Annotated in this window: 17 protein-coding genes; 2 read left to right on the top strand and 15 right to left on the bottom strand. The window is 71.6% G+C overall.

The features are described from left to right. Positions 1-488: 488 nt before the first annotated feature. The 3 genes from AB0G17_RS29485 to glmS form a co-directional block, all read right to left on the bottom strand. On the bottom strand, positions 489-1,922 hold the full coding sequence (locus AB0G17_RS29485) for an NAD(P)H-hydrate dehydratase (RefSeq protein ID WP_361389327.1): 1,434 nt from the start codon (positions 1,920-1,922) through the stop codon (positions 489-491). A gap of 587 nt (positions 1,923-2,509) precedes the next feature. Beyond that, positions 2,510-2,878 (bottom strand): holo-ACP synthase, encoded by a 369-nt coding sequence (locus AB0G17_RS29480; RefSeq protein ID WP_361389324.1) that lies wholly within the window; start codon positions 2,876-2,878, stop codon positions 2,510-2,512. Beyond that, a complete protein-coding gene (gene glmS, locus AB0G17_RS29475; protein ID WP_361389321.1) occupies positions 2,875-4,722 on the bottom strand; it encodes a glutamine--fructose-6-phosphate transaminase (isomerizing) in 1,848 nt (615 codons plus the stop codon). The genes AB0G17_RS29480 and glmS overlap by 4 nt, the downstream gene beginning before the upstream one ends. Before the next feature lie 120 nt (positions 4,723-4,842). On the opposite strand from glmS, the gene coaA reads away from it, so the two are divergent. Next, a complete protein-coding gene (coaA, locus tag AB0G17_RS29470) occupies positions 4,843-5,835 on the top strand; it encodes a type I pantothenate kinase (protein ID WP_361389318.1) in 993 nt (330 codons plus the stop codon). Between the two features lie 121 nt (positions 5,836-5,956). Here coaA and glmM read toward each other — a convergent pair whose 3' ends face one another. The 4 genes from glmM to AB0G17_RS29450 all read right to left on the bottom strand — a co-directional run bounded on the left by glmM (position 5,957) and on the right by AB0G17_RS29450 (position 10,930). Next, positions 5,957-7,315 carry a phosphoglucosamine mutase gene (gene glmM, locus AB0G17_RS29465; RefSeq protein ID WP_361389316.1) on the bottom strand — a complete coding sequence of 453 codons (1,359 nt, stop codon included), beginning with the start codon at positions 7,313-7,315 and terminating at the stop codon, positions 5,957-5,959. A 130-nt stretch (positions 7,316-7,445) separates the two neighbouring features. Next, positions 7,446-7,964, bottom strand: coding sequence for a 30S ribosomal protein S9 (gene rpsI, locus AB0G17_RS29460; protein ID WP_361389312.1), 519 nt, complete (start codon positions 7,962-7,964; stop codon positions 7,446-7,448). Between the two features lie 42 nt (positions 7,965-8,006). Further along, complete coding sequence (gene rplM / locus AB0G17_RS29455; protein ID WP_266982660.1) at positions 8,007-8,450, bottom strand: 50S ribosomal protein L13; 444 nt, start codon at positions 8,448-8,450, stop codon at positions 8,007-8,009. Between the two features lie 857 nt (positions 8,451-9,307). Beyond that, complete coding sequence (locus tag AB0G17_RS29450; RefSeq protein WP_361389308.1) at positions 9,308-10,930, bottom strand: ATP-binding cassette domain-containing protein; 1,623 nt, start codon at positions 10,928-10,930, stop codon at positions 9,308-9,310. A 56-nt stretch (positions 10,931-10,986) separates the two neighbouring features. Here AB0G17_RS29450 and AB0G17_RS29445 point away from each other — a divergent pair, with 56 nt between their 5' ends. Beyond that, complete coding sequence (locus tag AB0G17_RS29445) at positions 10,987-11,850, top strand: hypothetical protein (protein ID WP_361389305.1); 864 nt, start codon at positions 10,987-10,989, stop codon at positions 11,848-11,850. Positions 11,851-11,942: 92 nt separating this feature from the next. Here the strand turns inward: AB0G17_RS29445 and truA are convergent, their stop codons facing one another. From truA to map, 8 genes are all read right to left on the bottom strand, one after another. Further along, a complete protein-coding gene (gene truA / locus AB0G17_RS29440; RefSeq protein WP_361389303.1) occupies positions 11,943-12,818 on the bottom strand; it encodes a tRNA pseudouridine(38-40) synthase TruA in 876 nt (291 codons plus the stop codon). 93 nt (positions 12,819-12,911) lie between these two features. Continuing rightward, complete coding sequence (gene rplQ / locus AB0G17_RS29435; RefSeq protein WP_361389300.1) at positions 12,912-13,403, bottom strand: 50S ribosomal protein L17; 492 nt, start codon at positions 13,401-13,403, stop codon at positions 12,912-12,914. Between the two features lie 172 nt (positions 13,404-13,575). Beyond that, a complete protein-coding gene (locus AB0G17_RS29430; protein WP_003956430.1) occupies positions 13,576-14,598 on the bottom strand; it encodes a DNA-directed RNA polymerase subunit alpha in 1,023 nt (340 codons plus the stop codon). A gap of 152 nt (positions 14,599-14,750) precedes the next feature. After that, the gene (gene rpsK, locus AB0G17_RS29425; protein WP_003956432.1) at positions 14,751-15,155 is read right to left on the bottom strand and encodes a 30S ribosomal protein S11; all 405 of its coding nucleotides are present in this window, start codon (positions 15,153-15,155) and stop codon (positions 14,751-14,753) included. Between the two features lie 66 nt (positions 15,156-15,221). Further along, positions 15,222-15,602 carry a 30S ribosomal protein S13 gene (rpsM, locus tag AB0G17_RS29420; RefSeq protein WP_101389611.1) on the bottom strand — a complete coding sequence of 127 codons (381 nt, stop codon included), beginning with the start codon at positions 15,600-15,602 and terminating at the stop codon, positions 15,222-15,224. A 201-nt stretch (positions 15,603-15,803) separates the two neighbouring features. Then, a complete protein-coding gene (rpmJ, locus tag AB0G17_RS29415; protein WP_003956441.1) occupies positions 15,804-15,917 on the bottom strand; it encodes a 50S ribosomal protein L36 in 114 nt (37 codons plus the stop codon). 28 nt (positions 15,918-15,945) lie between these two features. Next, positions 15,946-16,167 (bottom strand): translation initiation factor IF-1, encoded by a 222-nt coding sequence (infA, locus tag AB0G17_RS29410; RefSeq protein WP_003956442.1) that lies wholly within the window; start codon positions 16,165-16,167, stop codon positions 15,946-15,948. Between the two features lie 314 nt (positions 16,168-16,481). Next, complete coding sequence (gene map / locus AB0G17_RS29405) at positions 16,482-17,327, bottom strand: type I methionyl aminopeptidase (protein WP_361389296.1); 846 nt, start codon at positions 17,325-17,327, stop codon at positions 16,482-16,484. Positions 17,328-17,370 lie beyond the last annotated feature (43 nt).

Genomic DNA, 17,370 nt, shown 5'->3' with positions numbered 1-17,370 from the left:
GTGCGGCTCCGCCGCGTGGGCGCGACCAGCACGGTGCGCCCCGGAGGGGCGCGGGGCTGTCACATGTGCGGCTCCACCGCGTGGGCGCGACCAGCACGGTGCGCCCCGGACGGGCGCGGGGCTGTCACATGTGCGGCTCCACCGCGTGGGCGCGACCAGCAGGGTGCGCCCCGGACGGGCGCGGGGCTGTCACATGTGCGGCTCCGCCGCGTGGGCGCGACCAGCAGGGTGCGCCCCGGAGGGGCGCGGGGAACTGCGCGGCCAGCCCGCCACGGTCCGCAGACAAACAGGGGGCCGGGGCGGAGCCCCGAGGGGGTGCAGGGGCGCAGCCCCGCGGGGGCCGGGGCGGAGCCCCGAGGGGGTGCAGGGGCGCAGCCCCGCGGGGGCCGGGGCGGAGCCCCCGGGAGACGGGGCTCGGGCCCTACCCGGCCGCCCGGCCAGGGCTTTCGGGAAGGGGCGGGGTGGGGAATTATCCGCCCGGGCGACCGCTACGGGGCGTGGACGTCCCGCCAGGCCCCCGCCAGGGCCGCCGCGACACCCGACGCCGTCAGTGGCGCGTCGTTCGCCGCGTGCCGGGCCGACAGGCCATGGAGGTAGGCGCCGACCGACCCCGCGTCCCGGGCGGACAGGCCCGAGGCCAGCAGCGAACCCGCCAGGCCCGAGAGGACGTCGCCGCTGCCCGCCGTGGCGAGCCAGGGCGTACCCGTCGGGTTGACCCGGACCGCCGCACCCCCGCCCGGCTCGGCGACGAGCGTGGTCGACCCCTTGAGGAGGACGGTCGCGCCATACCGGTCGGCCAGCTCGCGTACGGCGTGGAGCCGCCCGCCCTCCACCTCCGCCCGGCTCACCCCGAGCAGCGCCGCCGCCTCCCCGGCGTGCGGGGTGAGCAGGGTCGGAGCGGACCGAGCCCGTACCGCCGCCGGGTCCAGGCCCCGCAGCCCGTCCGCGTCGACCAGCACGGGAACGTCCGCGGCGAGTACCTCCTCGACCCCGGGGGCGTCCCCCAGGCCCGGGCCGACGACCCAGGCCTGGACGCGGCCCGCCTTGGCTGGGGGGCCCGGCGAGACCAGCGTCTCGGGGAAGCGGGCGATGACGTCGTCGGCGGCGTTCCCGACGTACCGGACCGCCCCCGCCCCGCCGTGCAGCGCGCCCGCCACCGCGAGCACGGCCGCGCCGGGATAGCGCGCGGACCCGGCGACGATCCCGACCACCCCACGCCGGTACTTGTCGCTCTCCCCCGACGGCACCGGCAGCAGCTGCGCCACGTCCGCGTGCTGCAGCGCCTCGCAGTCCGGTACGGACGGGAGGTGGGGCGCGAGGCCGATGTCGACGAGGCGTACGGCCCCGGTGTACGCGTGCGCGGGGTCGATCAGCAGGCCCGGCTTGTACGCGCCGAAGGTCACGGTCGCGTCGGCGTGCAGCGCCTCCCCCAGGACCTCCCCGCTGTCGGCCTCGATCCCGCTGGGCAGGTCGACGGCGACGACCAGGGCGTTCGACCCGCGGGCCGCGCGGGCGACGGGGACGGCGTCGGGGCGCAGGCCGCCGTGTCCGCCGATGCCGGTGATGCCGTCGAGGACGAGGTCGGCGGCGGCGAGCACGTCGTACGGGTCGTCCGCCACCCGTCCGCCCGCGCGCAGGAACGCGGCGAGGCCGTCGGGGTGGGCGCGGTCCGGGGCGAGCAGCACGGCACTGACACCCGCGCCGCGCCGGGCCAGGCGGGCGCCGGCGTACAGCGCGTCGCCGCCGTTGTCACCGCTGCCCGCGAGCACGACGACGCGGGCGCCGTACACCCGTCCGAGCATCCCCGCGCAGGCGGCGGCCAGCCCGGCGGCGGCGCGGTGCATGAGGGCGCCGTGGGGCAGCCGCGCGATGAGCTCCCGCTCGGCGGCCCGAACGGTCTCCACCCGATAAGCGATACGCATGCCCCCACCCTCCCGAATCCCGGCCCCTGCTGCCACCCCGCCCAACCGGGCGCCGCTCGCGGGTGGGTGGGGCCGGTCCCCCCACCCCACCCCTCCCCGAAAGCCCTGGCCGGGCGGCCGGGTGGGCGGAGGCCCGTCTCCCGGGGGCTACGCCCCCGGCCCCCCGGCGGGGCTCCACCCCGGCCCCTGTTTGTCTGCGGACCGTGGTGGGCTGGTCGCGCAGTTCCCCGCGCCCCTAAATGCGATGCGCCCCTCCGGGGCGGAGCCGCACATGTCACAGCCCCGCCCTGGGATGCCGCGCAGCGGCATTCAAGGGGCGCGGGGAACTGCGCGACCAACCCCCACCAGCCCGCAGTCGTGAAACAACCTGTTTTTAGGGGCGCGGGGAACTGCGCGACCAGCCCCCACCGGCCCGCAGACGAACAAGAGGGCCCGGGGCGCAGCCCCGCGAGGGTGCAGGGGCGCAGCCCCGCGAGGGTGCAGGGGCGCAGCCCCGCGAGGGTGCAGGGGCGCAGCCCCGAGAGGGTGCACGGGCGCAGCCCCGCTCAGGGGCCCGGGGGCAAAGACCCGGGAGGGGCGGGGTGGGGTCACCCCTCAGCGATCACCACCGCCGACGCCACCCCCGCATCGTGGCTCAGCGAAACATGCCACCCCCGAACCCCCAACGCCTCCGCCCGCGCCGCCACACTCCCCCGCACCCGCACCCGCGGCTGCCCGCTCTCCTCCACGTACACCTCCGCGTCCGTCCAGTGCAGCCCGGCCGGCGCGCCCAGCGCCTTCGCCAGGGCCTCCTTCGCCGCGAAGCGGGCCGCGAGGGACGCCGTGCCGCGGCGCTCGCCGCTCGGCAGGAACAGCTCCCGCTCCACGAACAGGCGCCGCGCCAGCCCCGGCGTGCGCTCCAGGGACTCCCCGAAGCGCTGGATCTCCGCCACGTCGATCCCCACCCCGATGATCATTCGACGGTGACCGATTTCGCCAGGTTGCGCGGCTGGTCGACCTCGTTGCCCCGCGCCGTGGCCAGCTCGCAGGCGAAGACCTGGAGCGGGACCGTGGCGACCAGCGGCTGGAGCAGGGTCGGCGTCGCGGGGATGCGGATCAGATGGTCCGCGTACGGCACCACCGCCTCGTCCCCGACCTCCGCGATCACGATCGTCCGCGCCCCCCGCGCCCTGATCTCCTGGATGTTGGAGACGATCTTGTCGTGCAGCACGGACCGGCCCTTCGGCGAGGGAACGACCACCACCACCGGCAAGTCCGGCTCGATCAGCGCGATCGGGCCGTGCTTCAGCTCCCCCGCCGCGAACCCCTCCGCGTGCATGTACGCCAGCTCCTTGAGCTTCAGCGCACCCTCAAGGGCCACCGGGTAGCCCACATGACGGCCCAGGAACAGCACCGTGTCCTTGGCCGCCAGCGAGCGCGCCAGCTCCCGCACCGGCTCCATCGTCTCCAGCACCTGGTCGACGTCCCGCGCGATCGACGCCAGCTCCCGGATCACCGCCCGGATCTCGTCGCCCCACTTCGTCCCGCGCACCTGGCCCAGGTACAGCGCGACGAGGTAGCAGGCGACCAGCTGGGTCAGGAACGCCTTCGTGGAGGCGACCGCCACCTCCGGGCCCGCGTGCGTGTAGAGGACCGCGTCCGACTCACGGGGAATCGTCGAGCCGTTCGTGTTGCAGATCGCCAGCACCTTCGCACCCTGCTCGCGCGCATGCCGCAGCGCCATCAGCGTGTCCATGGTCTCGCCGGACTGCGAGATCGCGATCACCAGCGTGCGCCGGTCGAGGATCGGGTCCCGGTAGCGGAACTCGCTGGCGAGCTCCGTCTCGCAGGGAATCCGCGTCCAGTGCTCGATCGCCAGCTTGGCGATCATGCCCGCGTGGTACGCCGTACCGCACGCGACGATCACGACCTTGTCGACCTCGCGCAGCACCGAGGTGGGGATGCGGACCTCGTCGAGCGTCAGCGAACCCGCGCCGTCGATCCGGCCGAGCAGCGTATCGGCCACGGCCTTGGGCTGCTCGGCGATCTCCTTGAGCATGAAGTAGTCATAGCCCCCCTTCTCCGCGGCCGACGCGTCCCAGTCCACGTGGTACGACCGCACCTGTGCGGGAGCCCCGTCGAAGTCGGTGACCGACACACCGTCCCGCCGCAGCTCCACGACCTGGTCCTGGCCCAGCTCGATCGCGGACCGCGTGTGGGCGATGAACGCGGCCACGTCCGAGGCGAGGAAGGACTCACCCTCTCCAACGCCCACCACGAGCGGGGAGTTCCGCCGCGCCCCGACCACCACGTCCGGCTCGTCGGCGTGCACCGCGACCAGCGTGAACGCGCCGTCGAGCCGCCGGCACACCTGCCGCATCGCCTCGGCCAGGTCCTCGGTCGAGGAGTACGCCTCCGCCAGCAGGTGAGCGACGACCTCGGTGTCCGTCTCGGAGGCCAGCGCGTGGCCGCGCTCCTCCAGCTCCGCCCGCAGCGCCGCGAAGTTCTCGATGATGCCGTTGTGGACGACCGCGACCCGGCCCGCGTTGTCGAGGTGCGGATGGGCGTTGGCGTCGGTCGGCCCGCCGTGGGTGGCCCAGCGGGTGTGCCCGATGCCCGTGGAGCCGCTCGGCAACGGCCGGTCCACCAGGGCCTTCTCCAGGTTGACGAGCTTGCCGGCCTTCTTGGCCGCGGCCAGCCCGCCGTCGGCGAGGACCGCGACGCCGGCCGAGTCGTAGCCCCGGTATTCGAGCCGCTTCAGCCCGGCGATGACAACATCGAGCGCTGACTGCGCTCCCACGTACCCGACGATTCCGCACATGGCGGCAGCCTACGACCGTACGGCCGCGAAACCGGTCCACGCCCGCGGCCCCGGCCCGGCTGTCCGCCGCGTGACCCACCCCACCCCCCACATCCGGCCGCCACCCCCGACAATGGGCCTGTGATCACTTCGCCGCCACGAAGCGCCCAGCACCGAGCGGACTCGACCCCCTACGTCGACCTGTCCCGCAGCGAGTGGAGCGCGCTGCGGGACAAGTCGCCGCTGCCGCTGACCGCCGAGGAGGTGGAGCGGCTGCGCGGCCTCGGCGACGTCATCGACCTGGACGAAGTGCGCGACGTCTATCTGCCGCTCTCCCAGCTGCTCAACCTGTACGTCCAGGCCACCGCCGAGCTGCGCGGCGCGCTCAACACGTTCCTGGGAGACGCGGGCAAGAACGGGCACGGCGCCCAGCGCGGCACCCCGTTCGTCATAGGCGTGGCCGGATCGGTCGCCGTCGGCAAGTCCACGGTGGCCCGGCTGCTCCAGGCGATGCTGGCCCGCTGGCCCGAGCACCCGCGCGTGGAGCGCGTCACCACCGACGGCTTCCTGTATCCGATGGCCGAGCTCCAGCGGCGCGGCCTGATGTCGCGCAAGGGGTTCCCCGAGTCGTACGACCGGCGCGCCCTGACCCGGTTCGTCGCGGACATCAAGGCGGGCAAGGACGAGGTCACCGCGCCCGTCTACTCCCATCTGATCTACGACAGGGTGCCCGACGAGGTGCTCACCGTGCGCCGCCCGGACATCCTCATCGTGGAGGGCCTCAACGTGCTCCAGCCCGCCCTGCCGGGCCAGGACGGCCGCACCCGGGTCGGTCTCGCCGACTACTTCGACTTCAGCGTGTACGTGGACGCCCGTACCGAGGACATCGAGACCTGGTACCTGAATCGTTTCCGCAAGCTGCGCGAGACGGCCTTCCAGGACCCGTCCTCGTACTTCCGCAAGTACACCCAGGTCTCCGAGGAGGAGGCGCTCGACTACGCGCGCACCGCCTGGCGGACCATCAACCGGCCCAACCTGCTGGAGAACGTGGCCCCCACCCGCGGCCGCGCCACCCTCGTGGTCCGCAAGGGCCCCGACCACAAGGTCCAGAAGCTGTCCCTGCGCAAGCTGTAGACGCGAGGCGCAAGTTGTAGCCGCGAGCGACGAAAAGACGAGTGGGCCCGCCGGGGAACTCCCCCGGCGGGCCCACTCGTTGGGCGTACGCAGCCGTACGCGACCGGCGTACGCGACCGGCCTAGCCCAGCGCGGACTTCACCACGTCCGCCAGGCGGCCCGCCACCGACCGCGCCTGGTCGATGTCGGCGGCCTCGACCATCACGCGCACCAGCGGCTCGGTGCCCGACGAGCGCAGCAGCACCCGTCCGGTGGAGCCCAGCTCGCGCTCGGCCTCGGTGACCGCGGCGGTCAGCTCGGCGGAGGTGGAGACCCGGGACTTGTCGACGTCCGGCACGTTGACCAGGACCTGCGGCAGACGCTCCATGACGCCCGCGAGGTCGGCCAGGGTGCGGCCGGTCGCGGCGACGCGGGCCGCCAGCATCAGACCGGTGAGCGTGCCGTCGCCGGTGGTCGCGTGGTCGAGGATGATCACGTGGCCGGACTGCTCGCCGCCCAGCGCGTAGCCGTGCTCCTTCATCGACTCCAGCACGTACCGGTCGCCGACGCCCGTCTGGACCAGCTGGAGGCCCTCGCGCTCCATGGCGAGCTTGAAGCCGAGGTTGGACATGACGGTGCCGACGACGGCGTCGCCCCGCAGGGTGCCCGCCTCGCGCATGGCCAGGGCCAGCACGGCGAGGATCTGGTCGCCGTCGACCTCGTTGCCCTGCGCGTCGACGGCCAGGCAGCGGTCCGCGTCGCCGTCGTGCGCGACGCCGAGGTCGGCGCCGTGCTCGACGACGGCGGCCTTCAGCAGGTCGAGGTGGGTCGAGCCGCAGCCGTCGTTGATGTTGAGCCCGTCCGGCTCGGCGCCGATCGTGACGACCTCGGCCCCGGCCCGGGTGAACGCCTCCGGCGAGACCCGCGCGGCCGCGCCGTGCGCCTCGTCGAGGACGACCTTCAGGCCGTCGAGACGGTTCGGCAGCACGCCGATGAGGTGGGCGACGTACTTGTCGAAGCCCTCCTTGTACGTACGGACGCGGCCCACGCCGGCGCCGGTCGGCCGCTCCCACGGCTCGCCCGTGCGGTGCTGCTCGTACACCCGCTCGATGCGGTCCTCCAGCTCGTCGGCGAGCTTGTGGCCGCCGCGCGCGAAGAACTTGATGCCGTTGTCGGGCATGGCGTTGTGGCTGGCGGAGAGCATCACGCCGAGGTCCGCGCCGAGCGCGCCCGTGAGGTACGCCACGGCCGGGGTCGGCAGCACGCCGACGCGCAGCACGTCGACGCCCGCGCTGGCGAGGCCCGCGACGACCGCGGCCTCCAGGAACTCCCCGGACGCGCGGGGGTCGCGCCCGACCACCGCGGTGGGCCGATGGCCCGCGAAGGTACCCGCCTCGGCCAGTACATGAGCCGCCGCGACCGACAGGCCGAGCGCGAGCTCAGCCGTCAGATCGGCGTTGGCCACGCCGCGTACACCGTCCGTGCCGAAGAGTCGTCCCACTGCTGTCCTCCATTGAGATCCACCGGCGCCGCACCCGGGCGCCCACCACTCGTGTCAAAAACAACGCCGCCCCGGCAGCACCAAGAGTGCTGCCGGGGCGGACGAGAGCCGTACAGGCGGCAGGCGCGATTTAGCGCTTGCTGTACTGCGGGGCCTTGCGGGCCTTCTTGAGACCGGCCTTCTTGCGCTCGACCGCACGGTCGTCGCGGGAGAGGAAGCCGGCCTTCTTCAGCGCCGGGCGGTTGTTCTCGACGTCCGCCTCGTTCAGCGCGCGGGCCACGCCGAGGCGCAGGGCGCCGGCCTGGCCGGACACGCCGCCACCCGAGATGCGGGCGACGACGTCGTAGCGGTTGTCGAGCTCGAGCACCTTGAAGGGCTCGTTGACTTCCTGCTGGTGGACCTTGTTCGGGAAGTAGTCCTCGAGCGTACGCCCGTTGATCTTCCACTTGCCGGTGCCCGGAACGATCCGGACGCGGGCGATGGCGTTCTTGCGACGACCCAGGCCGGCGGCCGGCTGCGGGTCGCCGAAGCGGGACGCCAGCGACTCGGTGGTGTACTCGCCCTCGACGGGCACCTCCGACTCGAAGGTGGTCACGGCGTCGTAGGTCTCGTCGCCCTCGACGGGGGTCTCGACAGTGGTCTCGGCCACGATGCTCCTCAGATTCTTTTTCGTCTTAGGGGGTGGCCGGAACTACTGCGCGACCTGGGTGATCTCGAACGGCACCGGCTGCTGGGCAGCGTGGGGGTGCTGGTCGCCCGAGTAGACCTTCAGCTTCGAGAGCATCTGACGGCCCAGGGAGTTCTTGGGGATCATGCCCCGGATGGCCTTCTCGACGGCCTTCTCCGGGTTGTTCGCCAGGAGGTCGTCGTAGCGCACGGAGCGGAGACCGCCCGGGTAGCCGGAGTGGCGGTAGGCCAGCTTCTGCTCGCGCTTGTTGCCGGACAGGTGAACCTTGTCGGCGTTGATGATGACGACGAAGTCACCCATGTCCATGTGGGGCGCATAGACGGGCTTGTGCTTGCCCCGGAGGAGGTTCGCAGCGGTCGTCGCCAGACGGCCCAGGACAACGTCCTGGGCGTCAATGACGTGCCACTGGCGAGTGATGTCGCCGGGCTTGGGGCTGTACGTACGCACGGTCGTAGCCTTCGCTTCTTCAGTGGATGGGGTCCAGACACATTGCACCCTGAAGCGATCATGCAGCTTGGGCCCACAATGCCGGGGACGCTGCCCGTATGCGAGCCACTGGTAACTGCTCCAGAGAACCTACGTAATGGCCCCTCGCGTGAGAACGACCAAGCCAATACGCATAACGAACCAGAAGAATACCCGGGGTCCCCCGTGCGGGTCAAAACGGTCCGCCGGGGGCGAGATTTCGCGTGCGGGCGCGGCGGGGGCGGGCACGTTTTCGCCTGCGGGCCGACGGGGGTTTCCCTCCGGGAGGGCACGTTTTCGCCTGCGGGCCGGTGGGGGCTTCCCTCCGGGAGGGCGCATTTTCGCCTGCGGGCCGGTGGGGGCTGGTCGCGCAGTTCCCCGCGCCCCTAAGGGGGACGGGGAGCTCGGCCCCGGGTGAGGCCCGGCGGGCGCGGGCTCCCTCCGGGAGGGCACGTTTTCGCCTGCGGGCCGGTGGGGGCTGGTCGCGCAGTTCCCCGCGCCCCTAGCTGGGTCGGGGTCAGGGGCGCTGGTCCCGCGAGCGGGGTACAGAGGGGCGAAGCCCCGGGCGGGGTGCAGGGGCGAAGCCCCGCGCGGGGTGCAGGGGCGGCAGCCCCGCTGGGGCCCGGGGGAACAGCCCCCGGTTGGCCGCCCAGCCCACACCGCCCCCGCTCGGGGTGCAGGGGGCGTAGCCCCCGCTCGGGGTGCAGGGGGCGTAGCCCCCGCTCGGGGTGCAGGGGGCGTAGCCCCCGCTCGGGGCCCCCGGGGGCGGAGCCCCCGGGAAGAAATCCCCCCCCTTCCCCCCCACCCCCGGAGGGTTTAGGGAAGGGGCGGGGTGGGGCCTACCTCTCGCGGGACACCCGGCGCTCGTCCCAGACCGGCTCCCCCGTCTCCCGCACCACCCCGTCCGAGCCGAAGACCAGGTACCTGTCGAAGGACTTCGCGAACCAGCGGTCGTGCGTGACGGCCAGGACCGTGCCCTCGTACGCCTCCAGCCCCTCCTGAAGCGCCTCCGCCGACTCCAGGTCGAGGTTGTCCGTCGGCTCGTCCAGGAGCAGGGCCGTCGTCCCCGCCAGCTCCAGGAGCAGGATCTGGAAGCGCGCCTGCTGGCCGCCGGAGAGCTTCTCGAAGGCCTGGTCCCCCTGGCGCTCCAGCTCGTACCGCCGCAGCACCGACATCGCCCCGCCCCGGTCCTTCGCGTGCTCCGTCCACAGGATGTCGACCAGCGTGCGGCCGAGCAGCTCGGGATGCGCGTGCGTCTGCGCGAAGTGGCCGGGGACCACCCGCGCCCCCAGCTTCCAGCTCCCCGCGTACGCCACCGACGCGTCCCCCGCGAGGAGGCGCAGGAAGTGTGACTTCCCCGAGCCGTTCGACCCCAGGACCGCCACCCGCTCCCCGTAGAAGATCTCCAGCGAGAACGGCTTCATGAGCCCGGTGAGCTCAAGGTTCTCGCAGGTCACGGCACGGACACCGGTACGCCCGCCCCGCAGCCGCATCGAGATCTCCTGCTCGCGCGGCGGCTCCGGCGGCGGCCCCGCCTCCTCGAACTTCTTGAAGCGGGTCTGCATCGCCCGGTACCGCGACGCCATGTCCGGGCTGATCGCCGCCTGGTTGCGCAGCCGCAGCACCAGCGCCTTCAGCCGCGCGTGCTCCTCGTCCCAGCGCCGCTTGAGCTCCTCGAAGCGGGCGAACCGCTCCTTGCGGGCGTCGTGGTACGTGGCGAAGCCGCCGCCGTGCACCCACACGTCCGTGCCCGCCGGGCTCGGCTCCAGGCTCACGATCTTGTCGGCGGCCCGCGAGAGCAGCTCGCGGTCGTGGGAGACGAAGAGGACCGTCTTACGGGTCTCCTTCAGCTTCTCCTCCAGCCAGCGCTTGCCCGGCACGTCCAGATAGTTGTCCGGCTCGTCCAGGAGCAGCGTCTCCTCCGGCCCGCGCAGCAGCGCCTCCAGGACGAGCCGCTTCTGCTCACCGCCGGAGAGCGTGCGCACCTGCCGGAACTGCGCCTTCTCGTACGGAACGCCCAGCGCGGCCATCGTGCACATGTCCCAGACCGTCTCGGCCTCGTACCCCCGCGCCTCCGCCCAGTCGCTCAGCGCCTGCGCGTACGCCATCTGCGCGGCCTCGTCGTCGACCGTCATGATCAGGTGCTCGGCCCGGTCCACCTCGGCCGCCGCCTCCCGGATCCTCGGCTGAGCCACCGAGACCAGCAGGTCACGGACCGTACGCTCGTCCCGGACCGAGCCCACGAACTGCGGCATCACGCCGAGCCCGCCGCCCACGGTGACGGTCCCGCCGTGCGGCTGGAGCTCGCCGGAGATCATCCGCAGGAGGGTCGTCTTACCGGCGCCGTTCGCCCCGACCAGGGCCACCACCGCACCCTCCCCCACCCGGAACGACGCGTCGCCGAGCAGGACCCGCCCGTCCGGCAGGTAGTACTCCAAGTGTGCGGCCTCTACATGTCCCATGACCGGATTGTCGCCCACCCGGTGCGTCCGCCCACAACCGAATTAAGATGCGCGCCATGAGCTTTGGGCAAGGGGGACCCGCATGGGGCCCGGGGGACAACGGCAGCGGCGGCGGCACACCCGACTGGGCGGCGCTCGCCGACGAGGCCGCGGCGCGCAGCCGCAGGAAGCGCTGGCTGCTGATCGGCGGTGGCGCGCTGGCCACGGCCGCGGTGGTGGCCATCGTCGCCACCGCCATCGTGAGCACCGGTGACTCCAAGAACGGCGCCGACGGGAAGTCCGCGAGCGAGCTGCCGTCCCCGCAGACACTGCCCAGCGGCACCGCCGAGCCGCAGCCGTCGTTCTCGTCGGTGGCGCCGCCGCCCCCGCCCAACCCGCACGACTTCATATCCAGCGCCAAGAAGGACAAGGCCCCGCTGAGCGCCGACACGCTCTTCCCGGGCAAGACGCTGAAGATGGGCGACCGCACGTACACCAAGGGCGCCACCGCCCGGACCACCGACTGCTCCGCCGCGACCCGCGGCTCGCTCGGCGCGACCCTGGAGTCCAACGGCTGCGACCAGGTCATCCGGGCCACCTATGTACGGGAGGGCGTCGCCGTGACCATCGGCGTCGCCACCTTCGAGACCGAGGCGAAGGCGACCCGCGCCAAGCAGCAGGCGGACATCGGCCTCGCCCCGCTGGCGGGCGACGGAGTCCCCGGGTTCTGCGACGGCGGCCACGCGGTCTGCCGCAACACCTCCAACTCATACGGCCGGTACGCCTACTTCACCATCAGCGGCTACACCAACGGCAAGAGCGTCACCAAGGGCGACAAGAACGCCTTCGCCCCCGGCGACGACCTGGCCGAATTCACCTTCCGTCAGATAGTCGCCCGCGGCGAGTCCCAGGCCCAGGCAGCGGCGACGGGCGCCCCGTAAGGGGCGCGGGGCCGCGGCATTGGGGCGCGCCCAGCGCCCCATAGGGGCGCGGGGAACGGCACGAGCAACCCACCACGGTCCGCAGCCGAAGCTCAGCAGCAACCAGCCCCGGCATCCGCCCCCGCGGAACCCGGCAACGTCCGCATGTTCCGCGCCTCCCGGCTCCGCGCCGCCAGCAACTCGTCGGCCGGGTAGCCGACTTCCTCCAGGGTGAGGCCGTGCGGCTTGACCACGTGCACCGACGAGTCCCGTACCGCCGCCGCCAGCACCTTGCCCGGCCACTCCACGCCCCGGTGCCCGTCACCGACGTACAGCAGCGCGCCCACCAGCGAGCGGACCATGTTGTGGCAGAACGCGTCCGCCCGCACGGTCGCCGTCACGATGCCGTCCTCGCCGCGCACCCAGGACAGCTCCTGCAGCGTCCGGATCGTGGTGGCACCCTCGCGCTTCTTGCAGTACGCCGCGAAGTCGTGCTCGCCGAGCAGCGCGGCCGAGGCCGCGTTCATCGCCTCGACGTCCAGCTCCCAGTCGTGCCACAGCACATGGCCGCGCAGCAGCGGGTCGACACCACCGGGGTTGTCCGTCACCCGGTACGCGTACCGCCGCCAGATCGCGGAGAAGCGCGCGTTGAACCCGCTGGGAGCCTCCGCCACCCGCCAGATCCGGACGTCGTGCGGCAGCCGTCCCGCGAGCCGCCGCAGCAGCTTCTCGCGGTGCTCGGCCCAGACGTCCTCGGGCAGGTCGACATGGGCCACCTGCCCGCGCGCGTGCACACCCGCGTCGGTGCGCCCGGCGACTGTCAGGTCGTACGTCTCGGCCGACCGCGTCACCGTCCGCAGCGCGCCCTCGATCTCGCCCTGCACGGTCCGCCGGCCGCTGGGCTGCTTGGCCCAGCCGGAGAAGTCCTTGCCGTCGTACGACAGGTCAAGACGCACCCGGACCCGGCCGGGCTCCACCTCATCACTCACGTAACAGATCCTCTCAGCCTCGGAAAGCGGCGGGGAAACGGAACGGGCCCGTCCCCCGAAGGGAACGGGCCCGTCCGTCAGTCTGCGGAACGCTTACGCGTCCTTCGACTCCTCCGCCGGGGCGGCGTCCTCGACCTCGGCCGACTCGGCGGCCTTGGCCTCGTCGGCCTCCTTGACGGCGCGCTTCGCGGCGGCCTCGGCCTCGGCGACGGTCGCCTTCTTGGCGATCTCGCCCTCGACCAGCTCGATCACGGCCATCGGCGCGTTGTCACCACGGCGGTTGCCGATCTTGGTGATACGGGTGTAACCACCCGGACGCTCCGAGTAGCGCGGCGCGATCTCGGTGAAGAGGGTGTGGACGATGCCCTTGTCGGTGATCGTCTGCAGCACCAGGCGACGGTTGTGGATGTCGCCCTTCTTCGCCTTGGTGATCAGGCGCTCGGCGACCGGACGCAGGCGGCGGGCCTTGGCCTCGGTCGTCGTGATGCGGCCGTGCTCGAACAGCGACTTCGCCAGGTTGGCGAGAAGCAGCTTCTCGTGCGCGGCGGAACCGCCGAGGCGGGCACCCTTCGCGGGACGCGGCATGGTGTTTCTCCTTGAGGTCTGCCCCGGCCGTATCAGGTACCGAGGTCAGTATCCGAGCAGGCGGTCGCCAGTCGGAGATCCAGGCCCCCGAAGGGGCCTGGAAGGGGCGCGGGGAACTGCGCGACCAGCCACAGCCGGTCCGCAGACGCAGTACAGCCTCCCCGCGGAGCGCTTAGTACTGCTCGGTCTCGACGAAACCGGCGTCCGCGTCGTCGTCGGCGCCGAAGGCGTCGGCGGCGGCGGTCGGGTCGAATCCGGGCGGGCTGTCCTTGAGGGCCAGGCCCATGCCGGCCAGCTTCGCCTTGACCTCGTCGATCGACTTCGCACCGAAGTTGCGGATGTCGAGCAGGTCGGCCTCGGAGCGCGCCACGAGCTCACCCACGGAGTGGATGCCCTCACGCTTGAGGCAGTTGTAGGAGCGGACCGTGAGCTCCAGCTCCTCGATCGGCAGCGCCAGGTCGGCGGCGAGGGCGGCGTCCGTGGGGGACGGGCCCATGTCGATGCCCTCGGCGTCGATGTTGAGCTCGCGCGCCAGACCGAACAGCTCGACCAGGGTCTTACCGGCGGACGCCATGGCGTCACGCGGGCGCATGGCCTGCTTGGTCTCGACGTCGACGATCAGCTTGTCGAAGTCGGTGCGCTGCTCGACACGGGTCGCCTCGACCTTGTACGTGACCTTGAGCACGGGGCTGTAGATGGAGTCGACCGGGATACGGCCGATCTCCTGGCCCACCTGCTTGTTCTGCACGGCGGAGACGTAGCCGCGACCGCGCTCGACGGTCAGCTCCATCTCCAGCTTGCCCTTGCCGTTGAGCGTGGCGAGGACGAGGTCGGGGTTGTGGACCTCGACACCGGCCGGGGGCGCGATGTCGGCGGCGGTGACCAGACCCGGGCCCTGCTTGCGCAGGTACATCACGACCGGCTCGTCGTGCTCCGAGGAGACGACCAGCTGCTTGATGTTGAGGATCAGGTCGGTGACGTCCTCCTTGACGCCCGGCACGGTGGTGAACTCGTGCAGAACGCCGTCGATCCGGATGCTGGTGACAGCGGCGCCGGGGATCGAGGAGAGGAGGGTGCGGCGGAGGGAGTTGCCGAGGGTGTAGCCGAAGCCCGGCTCCAGCGGCTCGATCACGAACCGCGAGCGGTACTCGTCGACGACCTCTTCGGTCAGCGAAGGACGCTGAGCGATAAGCATGTGTGTTCCTTCAGTCGTGGGCGCCCACTATTTGACGCCCTCGGGGTACTACCTAGTGCAAGGGTACGGGCGGCACGTCTCCGAAGAGCCGTACCGCCCAGAACCTTCAAGCCGAAAACCGGCCGAACCACAGATGCGTAACGCACCTGAGGTCAGACGCGCCTCCGCTTGGGCGGACGGCAGCCGTTGTGCGGCGTCGGGGTGACGTCCTGGATCGAGCCGACCTCGAGGCCGGTGGCCTGGAGGGAGCGGATCGCGGTCTCACGGCCGGAGCCGGGACCCTTGACGAAGACGTCCACCTTGCGCATGCCGTGCTCCTGCGCGCGGCGGGCGGCCGACTCGGCGGCCATCTGCGCGGCGAACGGAGTCGACTTGCGGGAGCCCTTGAAGCCGACGTGGCCGGCGGACGCCCAGGAGATCACGTTGCCCGAGGGGTCCGTGATCGAGACGATGGTGTTGTTGAACGTGCTCTTGATGTGGGCGTGCCCGTGAGCGACGTTCTTCTTTTCCTTGCGGCGCACCTTCTTGGCAGCGCCCTGACGACCCTTGGGGGGCATCTATATCTCCTACGGGAGGTGGTCGGTCCTACAGCGAAGACCGTGTGGTCAAGCGTCCGCTGAGGACTACTTCTTGCCCGGCTTCTTCTTGCCGGCGATCGCGCGACGCGGGCCCTTGCGGGTACGGGCGTTCGTGCTGGTGCGCTGGCCGTGGACCGGAAGGCCACGACGGTGACGCAGGCCCTGGTAGCAGCCGATCTCGACCTTGCGGCGGATGTCGGCCTGGATCTCGCGGCGGAGGTCACCCTCGGTGCGGAGGTTGGCGTCCACGTACTCGCGGATCTTGACCAGGTCCTCTTCGGCCAGGTCACGAACGCGGGTGTTCGGGTTCACGCCGGTGGAGGAGAGGATCTCCTTGGACCGGGTGCGGCCGATGCCGAAGACGTAGGTGAGTGCGATCTCCACGCGCTTTTCGCGCGGGATGTCAACACCGGAAACGCGTGCCATTCAATGGCTCCTGTGTGTTCGGGGGTCTTCCGCAGAACCACTCCCGACCGCCGACCGTCTCTGCTGAGAGGTGGTACGTCCGGGTCCCCGGCCCCCGCCGGAGGTGTCGTCAACCGTGGAACACGGCCCGACGGGCTCTGCGTATGTACGTTTACGTGCGTCGCGCGAAGAACTGCGTAAATGCAGGTCGGTCGGCGTGCGTCAGCCCTGGCGCTGCTTGTGGCGCAGGTTGTCGCAGATGACCATGACCCGGCCGTGACGGCGGATCACCTTGCACTTGTCGCAGATCTTCTTGACGCTCGGCTTGACCTTCATGGGATTCAGGTTCTCCGGGTCGTGAGATCTACTTGTACCGGTAGACGATCCGGCCACGCGTCAGGTCGTACGGAGAGAGCTCCACCACGACCCGGTCATCCGGGAGGATGCGGATGTAGTGCATCCGCATCTTGCCGCTGATGTGCGCGAGGACCTTGTGACCGTTCTGGAGCTCCACCTTGAACATGGCGTTCGGGAGGGACTCGATCACGGTGCCCTCGATTTCGATGGCACCTTGCTTCTTGGCCACGCTTCGCCTTTCGAATCGGCTACCTTGATCGACTCCCGCGATCGTGTGCGGACACACGGGTACACGAGAGCCGACGCATCAGTCTACGTCAGGGCGCCCGGAAAGACGAATCAGGGAAGTCTGCCCTCTAGCGTAGATCGTTAAGCGGACAACCCGGGGCGGGTCGGACCGCCGGTCAGCCCAGCGGATCCGGCGCCGTGGTCACGCCGGCCCCTCCTCTTTGCCGCCCTCGCGGGCTCGGCGCTGGCGCGCCTCACAAGCTTCGAGCGGCTGCGCCGGCCTCCGACCGGCCGCTGGTGCACCCGGGCCCTGGCTCAGCCCAGCGGATCCGGCGCCGTGGTCACGCCGTACTCCGCCAGCTTCGCCTTGCCGCAGTCCGGGGAGGTCAGGACGATCGGGCCCGCCTCGGTGAGCGCCACCGAGTGCTCCCAGTGGGAGGACCAGGTCCCGTCGGTCGTGATGACCGTCCAGTCGTCCTCCAGGACCTCCGTGCGCGGGGTGCCCAGCGACACCATCGGCTCGATGGCCAGGCAGAAGCCGGGGACCAGCTTCGGGTTGTGGCGGCCGAGCAGGCGGCGCTTGTCCACGTAGTTCAGGAGGTGCGGGTCCATGTGCATCTCGGAGCCGATGCCGTGGCCGCCGTACTCCTCGATGATCCCGTACTTGCCCTTCGGCGGGCGCGGCTGGCGGCGGATGTAGCTCTCGATCGCCCGGGAGACGTCCACCAGGCGGTTGCCCTTCTTCACCGCCGCGATACCGGCCCACATCGACTCCTCGGTGACCCGGGAGAGCTCGATCAGCTCCGGAGCGTGACCGGAGCCCACGAAGGCCGTGAAGGCCGCGTCGCCGTGCCAGCCGTCGATGATCGCGCCCGCGTCGATGGAGATCACGTCGCCGTCCTTCAGGACGGTCTTCTCGTCCGGGATGCCGTGGACGACGACCTCGTTGACCGAGGTGCAGATGGTGGCGGGGAAGCCGCCGTACCCCAGGAAGTTCGACTTGGCGCCGTGTTCGGCGATCACCTTGCGGGCGACCTCGTCCAGGTCCCTGGTCGTCGCGCCGGGCACCGCGGCCTCGCGGGTCGCCGCGTGGATGGCGGCGACCACCAGCCCCGCCTCGCGCATCTTCGCGATCTGCTCGGGGGTCTTGATCTCCACCATGGCGGCTGAAGCCTTTCTCAGTACGGATACGGGGGGTACGTCA

Source organism: Streptomyces sp. NPDC023838 (genome assembly GCF_040639555.1).
Classification (GTDB): domain Bacteria; phylum Actinomycetota; class Actinomycetes; order Streptomycetales; family Streptomycetaceae; genus Streptomyces.
This window is presented reverse-complemented; position numbering and strand designations above follow the sequence as displayed.